Genomic DNA, 20,582 nt, shown 5'->3' with positions numbered 1-20,582 from the left:
ATGATCGATTCTGTTCAGCCGCAGCCCTGCACCATCCTCAGCGTCCAGAAGGAAAGCGAGCACGAGTGGACTTTCCGCGTGGAATCCGACGCAAAGGTTGCGCACGGCCAGTTCATGCAGCTTTCCATCCCCAAAATCGGCGAGGCCCCGATCTCAGTCTCTTCCCAGGGGGAGGGATGGCTGGAATTTACCATCCGTTCGGTCGGTAAAGTGACCGACTGCATTTTCAGCAAACAGCCGGGGGACCTTCTGTTCCTGCGCGGGCCGTACGGCAAGGGCTGGCCCCTCGACGCGCTAAAAGGGAAACATCTGGTAATCATCACCGGCGGAACCGGTCTGGCCCCGGTGCGCTCTCTGCTGCGCAAATGCGCGGAGGAGCCCGGCTTTGTGGCGGACGTCCATCTCATCTGCGGCTTCAAAAACGAAGCGGGGATCGTCTTCCACAAAGAGCTGGAGAAATGGCGGGAAACATTCCACACCACCTATGCGCTGGATACCGACGAGAAGGAGGGCTGGCGCACCGGCTTTGTCACCGCTTTCGTAAAGGAAATTCCCTTCGCGTCCTTTGACGGGAATTACGCCGTGCTGGTGGTCGGCCCGCCGCCCATGATGAAATTTACCGGTCTGGAACTGCTGAAATGCGGAGCGGACCCGGAAACCATCTGGATGAGTTTTGAACGCAAAATGTCCTGCGCCATCGGCAAATGCGGCCACTGCCGCATTGACGAGGTCTATGTCTGCCTGGACGGTCCGGTATTCCCCTATGCCGTCGCCCGGGACCTTGTGGACTGATTGAAAAGGAAGGAGAATTTCGGATGAATCAGGACATCAATATCAAGAAGGTTCGCCTCAACTGCTTCCGCCAGTCCAAGGTGCCCGGCCTCTTCATGCTCCAGATGCGCGTGCCGGGCGGCACGGTGGATGCAAAATATCTGAGTTACATCCAGCACATCGCCAAAACCTGGGGGGACGGCAACTTCCACTTCGGCACCCGCCAGACCTTTGACATCACCGGCATCAAATATGAGGACATCCCCGCTGTGGACGCCTATCTGGAATCGTATATCCGGGAGGTGGACGCATCCCTCTGCAATGTGGATATGGACATGGTGGCCGGCCAGCCGCGGGATTGGGACCCGGTCAGCGGCTATCCTACCATCGGCGCCCGCAACATCACCGCCTGTATCGGCAATTACCATTGCATTTGCGGCAACTGCAATACCTTCGAGCTGGCGCAGAAGATCGAACCCATCATCTTCCCCAGCCACTACCACATCAAAATCAATATCGCAGGCTGCCCCAACGACTGCAACAAAGCGCATCTGTGCGACTTTGGCATTATCGGCGTCGCCCGGATGGTCTACCATCCCGAGCGCTGTATCGCCTGCGGGGCCTGTGTGCGGGCCTGCGAAAAAGGCGCCACCCGTGTTCTCAAGCTCAACGAGGACACAGGAAAAGTGGAAAAGGACGCCTGCTGCTGCGTCGGCTGCGGCGAATGCGTGCGGGCCTGCCCCGCCAGCGCATGGACCCGGCAGGAGACGAAGTTCTACCGTGTGATCCTGGGCGGGCGCACCGGCCGCCAGACGCCCCGCACCGGCAAGATGTTCCTCAACTGGGCGACGGAGGAGGTCATTTTGAACGTGCTGCGCAACTGGCAGAAGTTTTCCGCCTGGGTCATGGACTACAAGCCCGAATACCTCCACGGCGGCCATCTGATCGACCGTGCGGGTTACAAAAAATTCAAGGAACTCATGCTCGACGGCGTAACGCTCAACCCGGATTGCCTGGTGGCGGAGGACATCTTCTGGCAGGAGACCGAGTACCGCTCCAACTTTAACGTCAAGCCTCTGGAAAAGCATCATACCGCCGGGCCGCAGGAAAAGGCCGCGCAATAAACGAAACAAAAAGCCGGGGAACCGTCTCGTTTGAGAATGGTTCGCCGGCTTTTTTAACATTCACCTTCAGAAAACAGGGGACATGTTTTCCTTTCAGGCAATACATAATCCATAAACAACACTTTTACATTTTTTCAAGCAAATCTTTCATGATGCGCTGTTGCTCGCTTGTCAGCGCAGACCAGTTGTCGAGCAGCTCTTTCTGCTCCCCGGTCAGGGAAATAGGATCGTCTCCCTCGGCAAAAAACTGGGACAGCGTAATGCCCAATCCATTGCACACCTTGTCCAAAGTCTGAATTGTGGGCGTCTGCTGCTTACGGTACCACGTCGATATGGTGGACTGGGACAGCCCCGCGTGTTTGGCCAACTTATATTCAGACCACTTCCGCTGTAAACGCAGCCTTGTAATCTCCTCTAGGACGTCCTTCATTGTCTCACCTGCCCGCTATGTTCTGTCGTTATTATACTTTATAAAAAACTTAATTTTTAGTTGTCTATACCGTATACTTTATTTGGTAAAAAACACCAACGAAAAAAAGCCAGAGGCAAAAAATAAAAGCCACAGGAATTATCAGAAAGGCAGATGAATCGGGGAAAATCGTACTTCAAAAGGAAATCAGAGACGCATTTCATATGCAGGAAAAAGACGTGCTAAAGATTTTCATTGACAGGGAGAACGAAGAAATCATTCTGAAAAAGGCTGCAAAGCAATGCATGAAATGCCAATCAAATGAGAATTTGAAAGATATCAAAAGCGGCGTTTATCTATGCGAAAGCTGTATCCGGAAATTGCAATAAAAAATAGCTGTGTTTTTCCAGCCCTTATCTGCTTTCCAGATAACCTGTCTGAATGAGATTTTTTGTTACGTTTAAAAGTGAAAAATCAAACGATTTTTTTGATGTAATAAAAAATAGCTGTGTCATTCCGGTTTCTGAGCGCGTTCCAGTTCACCTGGCAGAAACAGATTTTTTGTTACGTTCAGAGGTGGAAAATCTAACAATTTTCTTGATGTAATAAAAAAGAGCGCAGCTGCAACGCTGCGCCCCCTTTTGGGTACATAAAAAAACAGCCCAAAAGGGCTGCCCCTATTTCTCCATTTAATCACTGTGAAACATACGGCTGCATACCTATTTGATTACAAAAAGCAGTCAAACGGCAGTCAAAGACAAAAAGCATAAAGAAAAACCGCAAGGTCAACGCCCAAAAGGCTTAACCATGCGGTTTTTCTTGGTGAACCATCGGGGATTCGAACCCCGGACACCCTGATTAAAAGTCAGGTGCTCTGCCAGCTGAGCTAATGATTCATTTACAGCTTGTCTATTATAACAACTTTTTACAGTCTTGTCAACAAATAAATTCCTGCCCGCAAGCCTGGGCCACGGGCAGGCTTTTGGCTGGGCTGGCAGGATTCGAACCTACGGAATGACGGAGTCAAAGTCCGTTGCCTTACCGCTTGGCGACAGCCCAAAATATGGGGCACGGGACAAACGTCGCTTGTCCCGTGCTGCAAAAAAAGTATGGGGTGGATGATGGGATTCGAACCCACGGTCTCCAGAGCCACAATCTGGCGCTTTAACCAGCTAAGCTACAACCACCATGTATGGCGCGCCAAAAGGGACTCGAACCCCTGGCCTACTGCTTAGAAGGCAGTTGCTCTATCCAGCTGAGCTATTGGCGCACGCAATTGGAGCGAGTGATGGGAATCGAACCCACACGACCAGCTTGGAAGGCTGGGGTTCTACCATTGAACTACACTCGCATTTTAGCGACGGCTATAATTATAGCATAGTCCAACGGCATCTGTCAATAGAATTTTCCAAATTGCGCGGCCAATCCGCCCAGTTTTTCTCTTTTCGCGCCGTATTTCCGCCCGTTTCTCCGGGCTTTTTTTAATTACTGCAAAACATCCAGTTTGAGCTCCTCTTCCGCCGTGAGCGCAATGCCGAAAATCTGCTCATCGTAGCGGTCCACCAGTAGGGACGCGATCTGATCCTCCACCTTGCGGCGGATCAGGTTGCGCAGGTCGCGCGCGCCGCTCTTGCCGCCGATGGCATGCTCCGCCAGCCACTTGGTGGCGCGTTCGTCATAGACAAACTTCACGCCGCGCTCCTGCAGGGAGCCGACATATTCGTTCAGCATCAGGGCGGCAATTTCGTTGAAGTCCTCCAGCGTCAGCTGACGGAACACAATGACTTCGTCCACACGGCTGAGGAATTCCGGACGCAGGAAGTCGGACAGGGCCTTCATCGCTTTTTCCTTGGTGACGTCCGCCTCGTTGCGGGCAAAGCCCAGCGCGCCCTCCTTCTTTTCGCTGCCCGCGTTGGAGGTCATGACGATCACGGTGTTTTCAAAATTGACCGTGCGTCCATGCGCGTCGGTGATGCGCCCCTCGTCGAGAATCTGCAGCAGGATGTTCATCACATCGGGATGCGCTTTCTCAATCTCGTCAAAGAGCAGTACCGAATATGGGCGGCGGCGCACCTTCTCCGTCACCTGCCCGGCTTCGTCGTAGCCGACGTAACCCGGAGGGGAACCGATGATGCGGGACACGGAGTGCTTCTCCATAAACTCGGACATATCCAGGCGGATCAGCGTCTCCGGAGAGTCGAACAGCTCCTGAGACAGCACCTTGACCAGCTCCGTCTTTCCCACGCCGGTAGGGCCGACAAAGATGAAGGACGCCGGGCGGCGGCGGGGGCTGATCTGCACACGGCTGCGGCGGATGGCGGCGGAAATTGCCGCGACAGCTTCTTTCTGTCCAATAATCTTGGAATTGAGCACGCCTTCAATATCGCCCAGCTTTTTCAGCTCGTTTTCCTGTACGCGGCTGGCGGGGATCCCCGTCCAGAGCTCAATGACCTTGGCCAGATCGGTTTCCTCCACCTCAGCGCCGAGTGCGGCGGGGGCCAGCTCCTTGACCTTCTGATCCAGCTGGGAGATGGAATAGCGGAGCTTCGCCAGCTCCTCATAGTCGATCTCCGCGCCGTCGTTGGTCATGTCCTCTTCCTCCTGGCGCAGGCGCTCCAGCTCCGCGGCCGCCTTGTCGTATTCCGCCATGGGGAGGTTCCGCAGGGCGGCGCAGGCGCAGGCTTCGTCCAGCAGGTCGATCGCCTTGTCCGGCAGGAAGCGGTCGGTGATATAGCGCTCAGAAAGCACCACTGTGCGGCGCACCAGCGGTTCCGGCACGCGGACGCGGTGGTATTCCTCATAGTACGACTTGATGCCGTCGAGCATATCCACCGTCTCGCCGACGGACGGTTCCGCGATGGTCACCGGCTGGAAGCGGCGCTCCAATGCGGCGTCCTTTTCGATATATTTGCGGTATTCCACAAAGGTCGTTGCGCCGATCACCTGAATTTCCCCGCGGGAAAGCGCCGGCTTGAGGATGTTCGCGGCATTCATGGAGCCCTCCGCGTCTCCGGTGCCAACCAGGTTGTGCACCTCGTCGATGAAGAGGATGATGTTCCCCTCTGCCTTGACCTCGTCCACCAGGCTCTTAATGCGGCTTTCAAACTGACCGCGGAACTGTGTGCCCGCCACCAGCGCGGTCAGGTCCAGCAGGTGGATTTCCTTGGATTTCAGGCGCGACGGCACCTCGCCCGCCGCGATGCGCAGGGCCAGGCCCTCCGCCACCGCCGTCTTGCCGACGCCGGGCTCACCGATCAAACAGGGGTTGTTCTTGGTGCGGCGGCTCAGAATCTGCACCACACGGGAGATTTCCTTATCGCGCCCGATGATGCGGTCGATCTCGCCTTTTCTGGCGCGGGCCGTCAGATCGGTGCAATACGTATCCAGCGCTTTGCGCTTGGTCTTCGGCTTTTCTCTTTTTTCCCTTCTGGGAGGCTCCTTGGGGGTTGTATTTTCCTTCCCGCCCTGCGGGTTGGTCAGATCGGAAAAGATATTCTGCAAAAAGGGAAAGGTCGCCGCGCCTCCGGGCACAAAGCCATCCTCGCCGCTGCCTTCCTCGGTGTTCATCAGACCGCCGAGCTCGGACTCCATGGCTTCCATCTGCTCCTCGGTGATCCCCATCTTTTCCATCAGATCGTTGACCGGCTTGATTCCCAGCTCTTTGGCGCACACCAGGCAAAGCCCCTGGCTCTCCTTGGCATTGACCGTGGGCGAGATGAAAACGACCGCCGGACGTTTATGGCATCTGGAACACATCATCATAATGATCACTTCTTTTTCTATAGAATACGGCTGCAACAGATAAAACAACAACCGCCCGCAGCCAGGGGGGCGGTTTCCAAAATTTATTTGTCTTCCCGGGTTTTTCTGGCCTTCATATCGGCCTTCAAATCGATGTTGTCCTTCGGATCGTTGGAATGCATCAATTCCAGGAAGATCTTAAAGTATTGTACAAACGCATAGATCATAAACGCCGCCGTTACAGAGAGCAGCGTCACAGTAACCGCAAGGTTCTCTATATGGAAGAAGCCCTTGAGCGCCACAATGACAACAAAGGAAACATAGAAAAGGATCGTCGCCACCTTGCCGTACCATTTGGAGCCGCTGGGCCGTTTTTTCTTTTTCAGTACCAGGAACGACGCCGCGAACAGCATCAAAAGTTCCTTCAGGATAAAGATCGCAAGCAGCGGAATCAAAATCGGCTGCTCGATTGCCAGACAGATCGCCACCGCGCCCTGCGTGAGCTTATCCGCCAGCGGGTCGAGCATCTGCCCCAGTTCCGTAAACTGGTTGAATTTGCGCGCAATCATGCCGTCCAGCATATCGGAAATTCCGGAGAGCACCAGACAGACCGCCGCCGGGATGATCCGGTCGTTCAAAAAGAAATAGACAAACGGTACGATCAGGATGATCCGGGACAGGGAAAGCGCGTTTGGCACATTGATATTTTTGTTCCTGCTTTTCATGTTAAACTAGCCTTTCCGGGCCGTCCTTTCCTATAGAAACCCATATGGAAGAAGGGCGCCCGCCGTGAAAATTTCTGAGTTGCGCGCATTTACATTCCGGAGTCCTTCAAAAAGTCTTCCACGCGGAACAGGGAATAAACCGGATTGTGTGAAGAGATTGCCTGATATACATAAGAAGTTTGGAACAGCTTCTGCTGGTCCAGCGGCACGTCGTCCATTTCAAAGACCGGCGACGCCACCTGCACCAGACTGCAGAGAAGAAATACCAACACCACGCCTTTCAACGCGCCGAACAGCGCGCCAAGCAGGGAATTCGCCAGATTGAGCAGCGGCAGCCGGAACACCGCGTCCAATGCCGAAGCGGCGATGCGCACCACCATCTGCAGCAAAACAAATACAATCACCGTTGCAATCATCCGCAGAAAATAGTATTCCGCGGCAGAAGGCGAACGCGACTGCAAAAAAAATCCACAAATGACGTCCGTCACAAAGCCCGTGAGCACCACTGATGCGATCACCGCAAGGATGTACCCAACAAACTCCACCAACGTCCGGACCAAGCCGGCCCGATAGCCGGAGATAATCAGCCAGAGCGTGACGGCAGCAAAAACAACGTCCAATACCAGACCCACTTACATCCCCCATTGTCTTGTTGATTTACAAATTTTGGAGGAAATTCCCTCCAAACGGTATATAACTCCCCACGTAGGAATTAATATAGCACAAAAAAGAGATAAACACAAGTTTTGCAACGAATGTTCACATGGCGTTAACCAATCTCCACGCTGCGCAGCTCTGAAATCCCCAGTACAAAGGCACGGCTCTCACTGCTCTGCGCCACGGCCTTTGCATCGCTGCCGGCGTCCGCCGTGCCGACCGCGGCGCCGTCCGCCGCGGAATACGCGTACAGCTTACCGTCTGCCAACGCCGTCACGGTGTCCCCATAGACGGAAACAGAGCGCACCGCGCCCGGAACGCTTACGCTGGCCCGTTCCTTCCCGCCGCCGTCCAGCACCACCAACCGGCTGCTGGCCGCGCTGTCATACGGAGTCAGGCTCAGCGCCGTATTGCCGTTATCCACAGTATATGCCGTCAACTGCATGCCCTGATAATCATAATTTACCTTTGTCTGTGCCATCGTATTGATAATCGCCGTCATTTTATCCCCGATCGCGGTGACGGTCCCGTCGTTGCTCCAGTAGACGTCGAGCATCATATTTTCCGTATAAGCGGCAAACGGCTGCACTGGCTCCTTGCTGCTGAAGTCCAGCAGATAGATCGCGGAGGTCAGACCGCCGTCCTGCGCGGAGATTGCAGTTACCGCCGCCCGGGTGCCGTCCGCATTCAGTGCGACCGCCGTGGGATAGTAGTCGGCAAACCAGTAGTGGAACAGTTCCTTGCCGTCCGGCTTGTAGGCCGTCAGCTTACCGCAGTAGCCCTCCACCTGCGTGACAAACGCATAGCGGCCGTTGCCTGCCAGCGCGCCGGCAAAGATATTCTCCGACGTGCTCTTTTTCTGCAGCGTCTTGCTGCGGCTTTCCAGCTGGTAGCCCGTGCCGCCCAGATTGTAGATCAGGGTCCGGGAGCCGCTCACCTTCATGACCGGCTCGCTGAAGCTGTGCTGACGGCTTGTCAGCACCTTTGCGGTGCCATTATATACCGTAAGATCCGTATCGCTGACCATCACCAGCTCCTGATTGACAGACAGAAAATTTCTGGCTTCCACAGAACCGGAGAACTTCTGCGGGAATCCGTCGCCCACGCCGATGCCTACCACACGGTCCTGCACCCATTCCGCGATATTGGCGGGCGCAAGGTTCTGCCGGTTGAACCAGAGCAGCATCCCCACCACGCTCAACGCCAGAATCAGGATGACCTTATAGACCCAGCCCGGAATTTTGCCAAAGCGGGCCTTGCGGCGGCGGCGCTTGGCGCGCTTTTGGGCGATCCGCTCGGAGCGCCCGTCGTGCTTTGGCGCGTCGAATTCACCGGTGGCAAAGTGTTTTCCATCATTCATAGCGGTATTCCTCTCCGTAGAAGACGCGGCTCAGGTACAGACCGCAGGGCGGCGCGGTCGGCCCGGCCGCCTTGCGGTTTTGGGCAGCAAGAATTTCCGGAATCTGTTCCGGCTCCAGTTTGCCCTGCGCCACACGCAACAGCGTACCCACCATGATACGCACCATGTTGTACAAAAAGCCGTCCGCCGCAACAGTAAACAAAACCAGGCCGCCCTCCCGGCGCACCTCCGACTTTGTGACCGTGCGGCGCAGGTCGCCGCGCTCCCGCGCGTCCAGCGTGCAGAAGGAGGTAAAGTCGTGCGATCCCAGATAGTGGGCGGCGGCCGCATTGAGGCGGTCCAGGTTCAGATCGTACCAATAATGCAAAGCGCGGTGCTGCAAAAACGGATTGCGCACCGGCTCATTCCAAATCTTATAGACGTACTCCTTGCCGGTACAGGAATAGCGCGCGTGGAAGTCCAGCGGGACCTCCCGGCAGTCCTTCACCGCGATATCCTCCGGCAGGAAGTGGTTCAGCGCGTTGAGCAGCCGCTCACAGGGGATGCTGTGCTCCGTCTTGAGGCTGATGCAGTACGCATTGGCGTGCACGCCGGAATCGGTGCGGCTGCAGCCCTTGATATCCGGACGCTCCGCGATAATTTTGAGAAGCGCTTCCTGAAAAACCTGCTGGACCGCCACGGCGTTCTGCTGGATTTGCCAGCCGTGGTAACGCGTGCCGTCGTAGCAGATGGTCAGCAATAGGTTTCTCATGGGCGCTTCCCTTCTTTCTTCATTAAAATACAGATGGCAGGTAAAGATTCAACACCACGACCACCGCGCAGACCAGCACGGATACGGCGGCCGCCCAGCCGTCCCTTGCGGTGATATGCAGCTGCTTCATTTTGGTGCGCCCCTCCCCGCCGTGGTAACAGCGGCATTCCATTGCCATCGCAAGGTCGTACGCCCGGCGGAACGAGGAGACAAAGAGCGGAATCAGAATCGGAATCAGCGCTTTGACGCGCTGCATCAGCCCGCCGCTCTCCAAATCGGCGCCGCGCGCCTTCTGCGCGCTCATAATCTTATCCGTCTCCTCCAGCAGCGTCGGCACAAAGCGCAGCGCAATGGTCATCATCATCGCGATCTCGTGCACCTTGATGTGAAACACCTTGAGCGGCTTCATAATGCGCTCCAGCGCGTCGGTCAGCTCGGTCGGTGAGGTGGTAAATGTCAGCACGGCGCTGAACAAAATCAGGCTCATAATGCGGATTGCAATAAAAATGGCATTCTCGAGGCCGCTTGCCGTGATCTGCATGAAGCCGAACAGCGTCACCAGCGGCTCGCCCGTTCCGTAGAACAGGTTCAGCACCGAGGTGAACAGCACTACAAAAAGAACCGCCTTGAGGCTTTTGAAATACTGCCTGAGCGGCACGCCGGAAAGAAACAGCGTGCTCAGCAGCAGCGCGATCATCACCAGAAGCGAACCGAAATTTCGCGCCACAAAAATGAACACGATGAACAGAAATGTCAGGATAATCTTGACGCGCGGGTCCAGCCGGTGAATCAGCGATTTGCCGGGAAAGTACTGTCCCAGCGTAACGTCTCTAATCATCTGCCCGCCCCCCTTTTTTTCAGCAGCGGCATCAGCTGCTTGATCGCCTGCTCCATTGTGAGGGACGTCCCCACCGGGTAGCCCTTCCGGCGCAGGATCGACAGGATCTTTGTGACCTGCGGGACCCGCAGGCCCATCGCCTCCAGCTCCTCCCCGCGCGCGAACACCTTTTCCGTCGCGTCGAACATGGCGGCGTGCGCGTCGTTCATGACGAGGATGCGGTCCGCCGTGCGGGCAATATCCTCCATGCTGTGAGAGACCAGCAGCACGGTGTTATGCCGCATCTCATGATAACTCGTGATCTGGGAGAGCAGTACGTCGCGCCCGCACGGGTCCAGTCCCGCTGTGGGCTCGTCCAGGATCAGCACGTCCGGGTCCATCGCGATCACGCCCGCAATCGCGGCGCGGCGCTTCTCGCCGCCGGAGAGCTCAAACGGGCTTTTCTCCAGCAGCGTCTCCGACAGGCCGACAAATTTCGCGGCGTTCCGCGCGCGCTCCTCGATCTCGTCAGGCTTTAAGCCCATGTTCGTGGGGCCGAAGGAAATGTCCCTGAGCACCGTCTCCTCAAAGAGCTGATGCTCAGGGTACTGAAACACCATTCCCACCCGAAAGCGCACGTCGCGGATTTTCTTCGGCTCGGCCCAGATATCCTTCCCGTCCAGCAGCACCGTGCCGGAGGTCGGCGTAAGCAGGCCGTTCAGCAGCTGAATCAGCGTGGACTTGCCGGAACCGGTGTGTCCGATGACCCCAATGAACTCCCCCTTCTCGATGGAGAGGTTCACATGGTCCACCGCCATCTTTTCAAAGGGCGTGCCCGCGCCGTAGGTATATGTCAGGTTTTTCGTCTCTATGATTGCCATCACGATTCCCCGTACTTTCGTCAGATTTACGCCGGTCCTTATTTGGACAAAAGGGGTTCCAGCGCCGCCACACAATCTTCCACGTTCAGCACACATTCCGGCAAGGGAAAGCCGCTGGCGCGCAGGCGGTACACCAGCTCTGTGGCCTGCGGCACATCCAGCTTGTGCTGCTTGAGCAGTTCCACCTGGGAGAAAACCTCCTCCGGGGTTCCCTGCGTCAGGATGCGCCCGCTGTCCATCACGATGACGCGGTCCGCCTGCACCGCCTCGTCCATGTAATGTGTAATCAGGATAATGGTGATGTTTTTTTCCCTGTTCAGCTTGTGGATCGTGCGCAGCACCTCTTCGCGCCCGCGCGGGTCCAGCATGGCGGTGGGCTCGTCCAGCACGATACAGTCGGGCCGCATGGCGATGATGCCCGCGATGGCGATGCGCTGTTTCTGCCCGCCGGAGAGCTTATACGGCGCGTTCAGCCGGTAGTCGTACATCTCTACCGCCCGGAGCGCGTCGTCCACCCGCTCGCGGATTTCCTTTGGCGGCACGCCGAGGTTCTCCGGCCCGAACGCCACATCCTCCTCCACGATGCTGGCCACCAGCTGGTTGTCCGGATTTTGCAGCACCAGGCCGACGCGGCGGCGGATTTCATACAGCAGGGATTCGTCCAGCGTATCCATGCCGTCGATGTAGACCTTGCCGCCCGCGGGCAGCAGCATCGCGTTGAACATCTTGGCGATGGTGGATTTGCCGGAACCGTTGTGCCCCAGCAGCGCCACGAACTCGCCCTTTTCGACGCCCAGCGACACGCCGCGCAGCACTTTGCGCACCTGGACGGATTCGCCTTCTTCCGCCTCATCGTAGGTGAAGGTTAAATTTTCTGTCTGTATATAACTCATCGTATAATACTCTCCGTATTTTCACAAACCGCCAATTTTTTCTCTGGCATCTTCAGGATTCCCAAATCGCCGTGCTCCCACAGGGCAGCGTCAGCCCGCTTGCCGTCACCGGCAGGCCGATTTCTCCGGAGGAAACCTTTCCGCCAAAGCGCTTTTGCAGCAGCACGCCCAGCAAGTACTCCATGACCGCCGGGGACAGCCCCGTGGTATAGGAATTCAGGATGAAAAACAGCGGATTTCGGGAAAGGATGGGCAGGCACAGCTCCACCAATCCGTAGAGCTGCTCCTCCAGCTTCCAGACCTCGCCGTTCGGGCCGCGCCCATAGGAGGGCGGGTCCATGATGATGCCGTCGTAGGTGTTGCCGCGGCGCTGCTCACGCTGCACAAATTTGACGCAGTCGTCCACCAGCCAGCGGACCGGGCGGTCCGCCAAACCGGACGCGGCGGCGTTCTCCTTGGCCCATGCGACCATGCCCTTGGAGGCGTCCACATGGCAGACCTGCGCGCCCGCCCTGGCGCAGGCCAGCGTGGCCGCGCCCGTGTAGCCGAACAGGTTCAGCACTTTGACGGGGCGGCCTGCGCCTGCAATTTTCTGCATGGCAAAATCCCAGTTGACGGCCTGTTCCGGGAAAATACCGGTATGTTTAAAGCCCATGGTTTTGAGTTGGAAGGTCAAATCCCCGTAGCCGATCTTCCACATCGCGGGAACCTTTTTCAGTTCCTGCCAGCTGCCGCCGCCCGTGCTGGACCGGTAATACCGCGCGTGCGCCTGTTTCCACAGCGGATGTTCGCACGGGGTATCCCAGATGATCTGCGGATCCGGACGGATCAGGACAATATTGCCCCAGCGCTCCAGCCGCTCGCCGCCCGATGTGTCGATCAGTTCATAGTCCTTCCAATTTGCCGCTCTCAAACCCATTCCTCTTTTCTAAGATTATGCCAGCCGCTCCCGCAGGACGTCCGCGACGGAGTTCGCCAGTTCGTTGATATAGTCCAGGTCCTCGCCCTCGATCATCACGCGCAGAAGCGGCTCCGTTCCGGAGGGGCGCACCACAATGCGTCCGCTGTCGCCCAGCTTTTCTTTCGCGCGCTCGATGGCCTCTTTCACTTCCGCATCCGTGTAGAAATGCAGCTTGCCCTCCGGGCCGACTTTTACGTTGACAATGACCTGCGGATAGCGGGTCATCAGCGTCGCCAGGCTGGAAAGCTTTGCCTGCCGGCGGTGTACAATGCTCAGCAGCTGCGCCGCGGTCATCTGTCCGTCTCCCGTGGAGGCGAAGTCGAGGAATATCACATGCCCGCTCTGCTCGCCGCCAAAGTTGTAGCCTTCCAGCAGCATTTCCTCCAGCACATAGCGGTCGCCCACCTTTGTCGCCTCAAAATGCAGCCCAATCTCCTTGCAAAAGCGCGTAAAGCCCATGTTGGTCATAATCGTGCCCACGACCGTATCCTTCGCCAGCTTGCCGCGGGACTTCAAATCCGCCGCGCAGATCGCCATAACGAAGTCGCCGTCCACCAGCTGGCCCTTATCGTCCACCGCCAGGCAGCGGTCCGCATCGCCGTCAAATGCGACGCCCGCGTCGAGGTTGTGCTCCTTGACATAGCTCATCAGGTTTTCCATATGGGTGGAACCGCAGTTTTCATTTACATTCACACCGTCCGGATGATCGGACAGCATATGGCAGTTGGCGCCCAGTTCCGTAAACAGCAGCTCCGCCGTCCGGCAGGCCGCGCCGTTTGCGCAGTCCAGAGCGATATTCATGCCGTGCAGCGAGAAGGGTACCGTGCTCTTGATATGGTCCACATAGTCGCGTACCACGTTCGGCGCGGTGGTCACACTGCCAATGTCTCCCCCGGTCGGCGCGGGAGGCGTATCCTTATGGTCCAGAACAATTGCTTCAATCTGCTCCTCCAGCGCATCAGGCAGCTTGTTGCCGTCGCCGCTGAAAATCTTGATCCCGTTAAATTCGCACGGGTTGTGGGAGGCCGTCAGCATCACGCCCGCGTCCGCCTTGTATTTGCCCACCAGGAAGGCCACGGCCGGGGTCGGCACCACACCGAGCTGCACCACATTCGCGCCCACGCTGCAAAGACCCGCGGTGATCGCGCTCTCCAGCATGTCGGAAGAAAGGCGCGTATCCTTGCCAATTAAAATCTTCGGGTGGCGGTGGTTGTTATCCGTCAGCACCATCGCGGCCGCGCGGCCGATGTTCATTGCCATTTCACAGGTCAATTCCGAGTTTGCGACGCCTCTGACGCCGTCCGTTCCAAAAAGTCTGCCCATGTACCATACACTCTCCTAATCATGATCTTTTGTTGATTGTACCAAATCCCCAATGCAAACCGCGTCGCAAAAGCTTTGCATCCCCCACACGGCGCGGATTTCTGCCATTTCCATACCTTCCCTGTACAAGGGTAATGCCGCCTTTTAAATATCCCACAAGGGCAGCACATGAACAACCGGTTCCTCATATGGGTGCAGGCACTTGACCGTCTCCACCGCCCGCACGGCCAGTTCCGCCGGGCAAACCGCCTCTATTTTGCACTCCTCACCGCGGCTGAGGATCCCCACCTCGCCGTCGAACGGATCCGCCCCGGGCAAAGGCCGCCAGGTCCCCGCAACGCGCGACACGGATGTGCAGCAGTCATAATTTCCAATATGACAGGCGCCCAGCGCATTGAGCGCGTCCCGGATGGAATCCACACAGGACTCCGGCGCATAGATTTCCAACTTTACTCTGGTAATTTCCATGGATAGGCCTCATTTCCGATCCTGCATTTCAAACAGGTTCTGCTGCTCCGGTTTCACTTCCCCCGGCGGCGTCAGCCCCAGATGCAGGTATGCCGCCCGCGTGGCGCAGCGGCCGCGCGGCGTGCGGTTCAAAAAGCCGATCTGCATCAGATACGGCTCGTAAACGTCCTCAATGGTGACAGCCTCTTCTCCGATGGCCGCCGCGAGCGTTTCCAGCCCAACCGGCCCGCCGTTATAGAACTGAATCAGCGTGGACAGCATCCGTCGGTCGTTGGCGTCCAGGCCGATCTCGTCGACCTCCAGGCGGTCAAGGCCAATTTTGGCCGACTGGAAGGTGATGACGCCGTCCGTCATCACCTGCGCAAAGTCCCGCACGCGCTTGAGCATGCGGTTCGCGATACGCGGCGTTCCGCGGGACCGGGAGGCGATTTCCAGCGCGCCGTCCGCCTCGATCGGGATGCCCAGAATTTTCGCGCTGCGGGCGACGATCTTCGCCAGTTCCTGCGGGGAATACATCTCCAGACGCAGGACGACGCCAAAACGGTCGCGCAGCGGCGCGGAGAGCTGGCCCGCGCGCGTGGTCGCACCCACCAGCGTAAACTTCGGCAGCGGCAGGTGGTAGGAAGCCGCCATCTGTCCCTTGCCCGTGATAATATCCAGCGCAAAGTCCTCCATCGCGGGGTAGAGAATTTCCTCCACGCTGCGGGAAAGGCGGTGCACCTCGTCGATAAACAGCACGTCGCCGGGATTCAGGTTCGTCAGCAGCGCCGCCAGATCGCCCGGCTTTTCAATTGCCGGGCCGGAGGTAATGCGCAAATTGACGTTTAATTCGTTTGCAATGATGCCCGCCAGCGTGGTTTTTCCCAGTCCGGGCGGGCCGTACAGCAGCACATGGTCCAGTGACTCCTTGCGCTGTTTGGCCGCTTCTATAAAAACCGCCAGGTTTTCCTTGACCTTTTCCTGGCCGATGTATTCTCCCAGTGTCCGGGGACGAAGCGGGTTTTCCACCTCCGCGTCCTCGGGGGCATACTCCGGCGCGACCATCCGGTTTTCAAAGTCCATCTCGTTTTCGTATTCATAATCCATCGGCACGCCTCACCGCCCTTTTCATCTCTTTCATTTTTCTATCTCGCCTTGCCGAATTCTTTGAGCGCCAGGCGGATCAATTCCTCCGTCGGCAGGGAGCTGTCAAACTTCGCCACAACCGACGCCGCATCCGTGGGCGTATAACCCAGCACGGAAAGCGCGCTGACCGCATTGGCGGCGTTTCCGGCGGCATTCGGCGCGCCGCCCGCGGGCACAAAACCCTCCAGCGTACCGCCGCCCATCTTTTTGACCTTATCCTTCAGTTCCAGAACAATGCGCTGCGCCAGCTTTGCGCCCACGCCGCTGGCCCGCGTCAGGGACTTGCTGTCCCCTGCCGCTGCCGCCATCGCCACCTGCTCCGGAGAAAGCTCGCTTAGAATCGCCAGGCCGACCTTCGGCCCCACGCCGGAAACGCCCGTCAGCATTTTAAAGCAGTTCAACTCCATCATCGAGGCAAAGCCGAACAGGTCCAGCGCGTCCTCGCGCACATTTAAATGCGTGTACAGCTTAACCGTCTCACCCAGCTTCGGCATGGCGCGCTGGGTGCTCATGGTGGTCATGCATTTAAAGCCGACCCCGCCGCATTCCACCACAGCCAAACCCGGCTCCATGTGTGTCAAAATTCCTTTTACACTATAAAACATCTTGTATTCTCCAACTTTTTATCTTCTGCGCAGCATCGCCTGCCGCAAACTGGAGCCCGCCGCCTGCCCGTGGCAGATCGCCATAGCCAGCGCGTCCGCCGTGTCGTCCGGTTTTGGCACTTCCTTCAGGCAGAGCAGCCGGCGCGTCATCTCCATCACCTGCGGCTTCTGCGCCTGCCCGTAACCGGTCACCGCCAGCTTCACCTGCAACGGGGTGTATTCAAAGACGGGCACCCGCGCCTTCTGCGCGGCCAGCAGGATCACACCCCTCGCTTCCGCCACGCCGATCGCCGTCTTCTGGTTGTTCTGGAAAAAAAGCTTTTCCAGGCTGACCGCTTCGGGCCGCCATTTCTGCAGGACCTCCGCGATCCCGTCGTACACGATTTCCAGCCGCCGGTTGAACGGCTGCCCGGCCTTTGTAACGACCGCCCCATGCTCCAACGGGATGTATCTCCCGCGTTCCGTGCGGATGACCCCGTAGCCCACGATTGCGTAGCCCGGGTCGATTCCCAATATGACCATTTTTACACGTCCTGGTTTTTCTAAAATTATATCAATTTCAGTAATTGTTATTTCAGCCATTCGTTGGAAGCTCTGCTTTCGGTCACGGCGTAAGGTTATTCAATCGTGACCGTTTCCCTGCGCGGGGTATCCAACACCGCAATTTCGAGTCCTTTACTAGACCAGCATGATTCAATGTTCTCCCAGCCGTCGGAAGCTCTGCTTTCGGTCACGGCGTGAGGTTATTCAATCATGACCGTTTTCCCGCGCGGCGTATATAACACCGCAATTTTGTATCCTTCACCAAGCCGGCATGATTCAATGTTCTCTCAGCCGTCGGAAGCTCTGCTTCCGTTTACGGCGTGAGGTTATTATAGCACACCCGCGCCGAATAGAAAAGAGAAAAACGCCCTTTCTCACACAGCTTTCGGACAATTGTTCTATCGCATCCTCTGCTGAAAAACCGCACTGGTAGATCACACAAAAACATTTGCATTTTTATTTTATTAGTGTATAATTAGCATATATACCAATAAACGGAAAATCGATTCATTTTATTCTTCGTATTTCAAAGATTGCAAAAGGGGGTTATCCCGGTATGCTGGAAAAAGTCAATTTAAAAGCCTCTGTTACAAAAGAGGAATATAAAAAGGAAGCGCCCGTTTTGGAAGCGGAGCTTTCCGCCCTGCAGCAGACGATCAAACAGGTCAAACTGCCGGTCATCATCATTTTTGAGGGCTGGGGCTCGGCGGGCAAGGGCGGGCAGATTGCCCGGCTGACACTGAATTTTGATCCGCGCGGCTCCAAGGTTTATTCCAACGTAGCCCCTACGGAGCTGGAAAAACGCCACCCGGACCTGTGGCGCTACTGGAAGATCATTCCCGGCGGCGGCGAAATCGCCACGATGGACCGCAGCTGGTATCAGGAGGTTTCCACCCTTCGGCTGGAGCAGGGAATCGACGATGTCACAAACCTGCGCCGCATGAACAGCATCAACACCTTTGAGCGCCAGCTGACGGACAACGGCTATCTGATTATCAAGTTTTTCCTGCACATCAGCCAGAAAGACCAGAAGGAGCGGCTGGAAAACCTGGCGAATTCCAAAAACACCGAATGGCGCGCCACTGAGCAGGACTGGAAGCGCAATAGGCAATACGACCGTTACTACCGTGCGTTCGACGAAATGCTGGAATATACCAACACGACTTATGCACCGTGGCATCTGATCGCCAGCACCCACCGGCAAAACGCCACGCTGGAGGTCTACCGCACCGTTGTAGATTCCATCAAAACCGCGTTGGCGTTAAAGGAACACCGCAAGACGTACCCGGTCACGCCTGCCAACATTATTCTGCCGGGCAATTTTACGTTTGTCCCCATGACGCCGCTCGGACAGGTTTCTCTGGATAAAACCATTACAGATGAAAAATACAAGAAACAGCTTGATAAGCTCCAGGAGGAGCTGAGCGAGCTGCACAACAAAATATACCGCAAACGCGTACCGGTCATCGTCTGTTACGAGGGCTGGGACGCCGCCGGCAAGGGCGGAAACATCCGCCGCATTGCCGCCGCGCTGGACCCCCGCGGGTACGAGGTGGTGCCGATCGCCGCGCCCACCGCGCCGGAACTGAACCACCATTACCTGTGGCGCTTCTGGAACCAGATTCCCAAGGACGGGCACGTCGCCATCTATGACCGCACCTGGTATGGCCGCGTCATGGTGGAGCGCATTGAGGGCTTCTGTTCCACGGAGGACTGGCAGCGCGCCTACCGCGAGATCAACGAATTTGAACGCGAACTGTACGACTGGGGCGCGGTTATTGTGAAGTTCTGGCTGCATATCGACAAAGACGAGCAGCTCCGCCGCTTCACCGACCGCCAGAACACGCCTTCCAAACAGTGGAAGATCACCGACGAAGACTGGCGCAACCGTGAAAAGTGGGACCAGTACGAGGAAGCGATCGACGACATGCTGAAATACACCTCTACGGACTTCGCGCCGTGGCACATCGTGGAATCGCAGAACAAAAAATACGCGCGCATCAAAGCGCTGAAAATCCTGATCGACGCGATCAAAGACCGCCTTTAAATTGCAAGCATCTTTGGCTCTTATAAAAAAGGAACAGCTTTTTTCGTAAGAGTCCTGTTTTGGATAAGGATGGCATATAGGAAAAGGACCTGCTATTCAGCAGGTCCTTTTCCTATACGTGCGGTTCCGTGCGGTCGCCGCAGGCGTGCCACAGGCGCACCAGGGAGGAAACCAGCAGGATACCCAGCGCCAGCGCCCCGGCAATGCCCAGTGTGTGCAGGCCGGTTTCCAAAAACATCTCCGTGTTGCCCGCAATGCAGTATTCCATCGAATAATAGATGCCGCCGCCCGGCACCATCGGCAGCAGGGCAATCAGCAGATAGCCCGTCACCGGCACGCGGTGGATGCGCGCCATGATTTCCGAATACAGCGTGATAACGACCGTCGCAAGGAAGAACTGTACAATGTCGTTTTGCAGCGGGCTCAGCAGCAGATAGACAAACCAGCCGATCGCGCCGCCCAACGAGGTAAAAAAAATCAGCTTGCCGCGCATATTGAACACCAGGCAGAAGGCCGCGCAGGCGATAAACGCATATAAACAGGGCAGATACGCTTCCATCCGCTACACCCCCCAGATCAGCCGGGGCGCGAGCAGGGCCACGCCTGCCCCGATAGCGATGGCCGTCGCCACCAGCAGGGACTCCACAAAGCGGATCAGCCCCGCGATCAGGTCGCCCGCAATGACGTCGCGCATGAAGCTGGTAATAACAATGCCGGGCACCAGATTCATCAGCGCGCCGATGATGATTTTATCCGTATTTGCGCCGAAGCCGAATTGTACCGCCAGCAGCGCCAGCGTTGCCGCCACACAGCTCGCGGCGATGTTCATAAAAAAACTGTTGGTGGAAAAGCGGCCCATAAAGTCGATTACAAGGCGGACCGCCGCGCCGCAGACCAGCGCGCAGCAGGCGTCCGCAAAGCTGCCGCTGTAAAACAGCGTGAAAGAAAAGGCGATCAGCGCATACGCCGCCACCTGCGTCCAAAAGCCGTAGACGGGCCGTTGGTCGATACTCCTGACCTCTTCCCGCACCGTCTGAAAGTCCGGCTTTTGATAGCAGACGATCCGGCAAAGATCGTTTGCGCGCTCCACCTTGTCCAGATTCGTCACACGCGCATACAGGCGCTTAAAGCCGGTGACGGGCTTCCCCCGCCCGGTTTCCACCGTTGCAAAGATGCAGGTGGGGATCACAAACACATCCCCTGTTTCCACGCCGTACGCGCGGAAAATACGCCGCATGGAATCCTCCACGCGGTAAATCTCCGCCCCGTTGCTCAGGAGCAGGTAGCCCACTTCCATGGTGGTATTGACCAGCTCGTCGTAATTCATCGGCACGCCCCCTGTTCGCTTTGATTCGAGTGCAGTATAGCACAAAACCGGCGC

20 protein-coding genes and 5 tRNA genes are annotated in these 20,582 nt (G+C 56.9%); 3 read left to right on the top strand and 22 right to left on the bottom strand.

Annotated features, from left to right (window positions below; genetic code table 11):
• Nucleotides 1-792 carry an anaerobic sulfite reductase subunit AsrB gene (gene asrB / locus I4V53_RS05045; protein WP_195984289.1) on the top strand — a complete coding sequence of 264 codons (792 nt, stop codon included), beginning with the start codon at nucleotides 1-3 and terminating at the stop codon, nucleotides 790-792.
• A 23-nt stretch (nucleotides 793-815) separates the two neighbouring features.
• Complete coding sequence (gene asrC / locus I4V53_RS05040) at nucleotides 816-1,895, top strand: sulfite reductase subunit C (RefSeq protein ID WP_195984288.1); 1,080 nt, start codon at nucleotides 816-818, stop codon at nucleotides 1,893-1,895.
• A 124-nt stretch (nucleotides 1,896-2,019) separates the two neighbouring features.
• Here the strand turns inward: asrC and I4V53_RS05035 are convergent, their stop codons facing one another.
• From I4V53_RS05035 to ruvC, 20 genes are all read right to left on the bottom strand, one after another.
• Nucleotides 2,020-2,325 (bottom strand): helix-turn-helix domain-containing protein, encoded by a 306-nt coding sequence (locus I4V53_RS05035; RefSeq protein ID WP_195984287.1) that lies wholly within the window; start codon nucleotides 2,323-2,325, stop codon nucleotides 2,020-2,022.
• A gap of 799 nt (nucleotides 2,326-3,124) precedes the next feature.
• Nucleotides 3,125-3,200 (bottom strand) — tRNA-Lys (locus tag I4V53_RS05030).
• An 87-nt stretch (nucleotides 3,201-3,287) separates the two neighbouring features.
• Nucleotides 3,288-3,363: transfer RNA gene (locus I4V53_RS05025), tRNA-Gln, on the bottom strand.
• Nucleotides 3,364-3,414: 51 nt separating this feature from the next.
• Nucleotides 3,415-3,491 (bottom strand) — tRNA-His (locus I4V53_RS05020).
• 6 nt (nucleotides 3,492-3,497) lie between these two features.
• Nucleotides 3,498-3,574, bottom strand: a tRNA-Arg gene (locus I4V53_RS05015).
• Between the two features lie 7 nt (nucleotides 3,575-3,581).
• Nucleotides 3,582-3,655, bottom strand: a tRNA-Gly gene (locus I4V53_RS05010).
• 134 nt (nucleotides 3,656-3,789) lie between these two features.
• Nucleotides 3,790-6,063: an ATP-dependent Clp protease ATP-binding subunit gene (locus tag I4V53_RS05005; protein ID WP_195984322.1), complete on the bottom strand. Its 2,274-nt coding sequence runs from the start codon at nucleotides 6,061-6,063 to the stop codon at nucleotides 3,790-3,792.
• A gap of 86 nt (nucleotides 6,064-6,149) precedes the next feature.
• A complete protein-coding gene (locus I4V53_RS05000) occupies nucleotides 6,150-6,770 on the bottom strand; it encodes a CDP-alcohol phosphatidyltransferase family protein (protein ID WP_195984286.1) in 621 nt (206 codons plus the stop codon).
• 89 nt (nucleotides 6,771-6,859) lie between these two features.
• Complete coding sequence (locus I4V53_RS04995; RefSeq protein WP_195984285.1) at nucleotides 6,860-7,402, bottom strand: CvpA family protein; 543 nt, start codon at nucleotides 7,400-7,402, stop codon at nucleotides 6,860-6,862.
• A 137-nt stretch (nucleotides 7,403-7,539) separates the two neighbouring features.
• Nucleotides 7,540-8,787 carry a DUF5711 family protein gene (locus tag I4V53_RS04990; RefSeq protein WP_195984284.1) on the bottom strand — a complete coding sequence of 416 codons (1,248 nt, stop codon included), beginning with the start codon at nucleotides 8,785-8,787 and terminating at the stop codon, nucleotides 7,540-7,542.
• Nucleotides 8,780-9,538, bottom strand: coding sequence for a tRNA pseudouridine(38-40) synthase TruA (truA, locus tag I4V53_RS04985; protein WP_195984283.1), 759 nt, complete (start codon nucleotides 9,536-9,538; stop codon nucleotides 8,780-8,782). The genes I4V53_RS04990 and truA overlap by 8 nt, the downstream gene beginning before the upstream one ends.
• 22 nt (nucleotides 9,539-9,560) lie before the next feature.
• Complete coding sequence (locus I4V53_RS04980) at nucleotides 9,561-10,376, bottom strand: energy-coupling factor transporter transmembrane component T family protein (protein WP_195984282.1); 816 nt, start codon at nucleotides 10,374-10,376, stop codon at nucleotides 9,561-9,563.
• A complete protein-coding gene (locus I4V53_RS04975; RefSeq protein WP_195984281.1) occupies nucleotides 10,373-11,236 on the bottom strand; it encodes an energy-coupling factor transporter ATPase in 864 nt (287 codons plus the stop codon). Before I4V53_RS04975 ends, I4V53_RS04980 begins: the two co-directional genes overlap by 4 nt.
• Nucleotides 11,237-11,274: 38 nt before the next feature.
• Nucleotides 11,275-12,129, bottom strand: a complete 855-nt coding sequence (locus tag I4V53_RS04970; protein ID WP_195984280.1) for an energy-coupling factor transporter ATPase — start codon at nucleotides 12,127-12,129, stop codon at nucleotides 11,275-11,277.
• A 52-nt stretch (nucleotides 12,130-12,181) separates the two neighbouring features.
• Complete coding sequence (locus I4V53_RS04965) at nucleotides 12,182-13,042, bottom strand: class I SAM-dependent methyltransferase (protein WP_353616472.1); 861 nt, start codon at nucleotides 13,040-13,042, stop codon at nucleotides 12,182-12,184.
• A 21-nt stretch (nucleotides 13,043-13,063) separates the two neighbouring features.
• Nucleotides 13,064-14,413, bottom strand: a complete 1,350-nt coding sequence (gene glmM / locus I4V53_RS04960; RefSeq protein WP_195984278.1) for a phosphoglucosamine mutase — start codon at nucleotides 14,411-14,413, stop codon at nucleotides 13,064-13,066.
• A gap of 144 nt (nucleotides 14,414-14,557) precedes the next feature.
• Complete coding sequence (locus I4V53_RS04955) at nucleotides 14,558-14,881, bottom strand: YqfO family protein (protein ID WP_195984277.1); 324 nt, start codon at nucleotides 14,879-14,881, stop codon at nucleotides 14,558-14,560.
• 9 nt (nucleotides 14,882-14,890) lie between these two features.
• Complete coding sequence (gene ruvB, locus I4V53_RS04950) at nucleotides 14,891-15,967, bottom strand: Holliday junction branch migration DNA helicase RuvB (RefSeq protein ID WP_195984276.1); 1,077 nt, start codon at nucleotides 15,965-15,967, stop codon at nucleotides 14,891-14,893.
• A 38-nt stretch (nucleotides 15,968-16,005) separates the two neighbouring features.
• A complete protein-coding gene (gene ruvA / locus I4V53_RS04945) occupies nucleotides 16,006-16,611 on the bottom strand; it encodes a Holliday junction branch migration protein RuvA (RefSeq protein ID WP_195984275.1) in 606 nt (201 codons plus the stop codon).
• Between the two features lie 18 nt (nucleotides 16,612-16,629).
• Nucleotides 16,630-17,133 (bottom strand): crossover junction endodeoxyribonuclease RuvC, encoded by a 504-nt coding sequence (gene ruvC, locus I4V53_RS04940; RefSeq protein ID WP_195984274.1) that lies wholly within the window; start codon nucleotides 17,131-17,133, stop codon nucleotides 16,630-16,632.
• 577 nt (nucleotides 17,134-17,710) lie between these two features.
• Here ruvC and I4V53_RS04935 point away from each other — a divergent pair.
• Nucleotides 17,711-19,201 (top strand): phosphate--AMP phosphotransferase, encoded by a 1,491-nt coding sequence (locus I4V53_RS04935; RefSeq protein WP_195984273.1) that lies wholly within the window; start codon nucleotides 17,711-17,713, stop codon nucleotides 19,199-19,201.
• A gap of 112 nt (nucleotides 19,202-19,313) precedes the next feature.
• Here the strand turns inward: I4V53_RS04935 and I4V53_RS04930 are convergent, their stop codons facing one another.
• Both I4V53_RS04930 and I4V53_RS04925 read right to left on the bottom strand, forming a co-directional pair.
• Nucleotides 19,314-19,760, bottom strand: coding sequence for a threonine/serine exporter family protein (locus tag I4V53_RS04930; RefSeq protein ID WP_195984272.1), 447 nt, complete (start codon nucleotides 19,758-19,760; stop codon nucleotides 19,314-19,316).
• A gap of 3 nt (nucleotides 19,761-19,763) precedes the next feature.
• Nucleotides 19,764-20,528 carry a threonine/serine exporter family protein gene (locus I4V53_RS04925; protein ID WP_195984271.1) on the bottom strand — a complete coding sequence of 255 codons (765 nt, stop codon included), beginning with the start codon at nucleotides 20,526-20,528 and terminating at the stop codon, nucleotides 19,764-19,766.
• Between the last annotated feature and the right edge of the window lie 54 nt (nucleotides 20,529-20,582).

It is taken from the genome of Clostridium sp. D33t1_170424_F3 (genome assembly GCF_015667585.1).
Classification (GTDB): domain Bacteria; phylum Bacillota; class Clostridia; order Oscillospirales; family Acutalibacteraceae; genus Anaeromassilibacillus.
The sequence above is the reverse complement of the archived record's forward strand: the minus strand, read 5'-3'. Positions and strand labels throughout refer to the sequence as shown.

What these genes read in the sequence shown, in the direction of transcription:
- asrB (WP_195984289.1), top strand. Translation starts at nt 1, where the DNA reads ATGATCGATTCTGTTCAGCCGCAGCCCTGCACCATCCTCAGCGTCCAG.
- asrC (WP_195984288.1), top strand. Translation starts at nt 816, where the DNA reads ATGAATCAGGACATCAATATCAAGAAGGTTCGCCTCAACTGCTTCCGC.
- I4V53_RS05035 (WP_195984287.1), bottom strand. Translation starts at nt 2,325, where the DNA reads ATGAAGGACGTCCTAGAGGAGATTACAAGGCTGCGTTTACAGCGGAAG.
- I4V53_RS05005 (WP_195984322.1), bottom strand. Translation starts at nt 6,063, where the DNA reads ATGATGTGTTCCAGATGCCATAAACGTCCGGCGGTCGTTTTCATCTCG.
- I4V53_RS05000 (WP_195984286.1), bottom strand. Translation starts at nt 6,770, where the DNA reads ATGAAAAGCAGGAACAAAAATATCAATGTGCCAAACGCGCTTTCCCTG.
- I4V53_RS04990 (WP_195984284.1), bottom strand. Translation starts at nt 8,787, where the DNA reads ATGAATGATGGAAAACACTTTGCCACCGGTGAATTCGACGCGCCAAAG.
- truA (WP_195984283.1), bottom strand. Translation starts at nt 9,538, where the DNA reads ATGAGAAACCTATTGCTGACCATCTGCTACGACGGCACGCGTTACCAC.
- I4V53_RS04980 (WP_195984282.1), bottom strand. Translation starts at nt 10,376, where the DNA reads ATGATTAGAGACGTTACGCTGGGACAGTACTTTCCCGGCAAATCGCTG.
- I4V53_RS04975 (WP_195984281.1), bottom strand. Translation starts at nt 11,236, where the DNA reads ATGGCAATCATAGAGACGAAAAACCTGACATATACCTACGGCGCGGGC.
- I4V53_RS04970 (WP_195984280.1), bottom strand. Translation starts at nt 12,129, where the DNA reads ATGAGTTATATACAGACAGAAAATTTAACCTTCACCTACGATGAGGCG.
- glmM (WP_195984278.1), bottom strand. Translation starts at nt 14,413, where the DNA reads ATGGGCAGACTTTTTGGAACGGACGGCGTCAGAGGCGTCGCAAACTCG.
- I4V53_RS04955 (WP_195984277.1), bottom strand. Translation starts at nt 14,881, where the DNA reads ATGGAAATTACCAGAGTAAAGTTGGAAATCTATGCGCCGGAGTCCTGT.
- ruvB (WP_195984276.1), bottom strand. Translation starts at nt 15,967, where the DNA reads ATGGATTATGAATACGAAAACGAGATGGACTTTGAAAACCGGATGGTC.
- ruvA (WP_195984275.1), bottom strand. Translation starts at nt 16,611, where the DNA reads ATGTTTTATAGTGTAAAAGGAATTTTGACACACATGGAGCCGGGTTTG.
- ruvC (WP_195984274.1), bottom strand. Translation starts at nt 17,133, where the DNA reads ATGGTCATATTGGGAATCGACCCGGGCTACGCAATCGTGGGCTACGGG.
- I4V53_RS04935 (WP_195984273.1), top strand. Translation starts at nt 17,711, where the DNA reads ATGCTGGAAAAAGTCAATTTAAAAGCCTCTGTTACAAAAGAGGAATAT.
- I4V53_RS04930 (WP_195984272.1), bottom strand. Translation starts at nt 19,760, where the DNA reads ATGGAAGCGTATCTGCCCTGTTTATATGCGTTTATCGCCTGCGCGGCC.
- I4V53_RS04925 (WP_195984271.1), bottom strand. Translation starts at nt 20,528, where the DNA reads ATGAATTACGACGAGCTGGTCAATACCACCATGGAAGTGGGCTACCTG.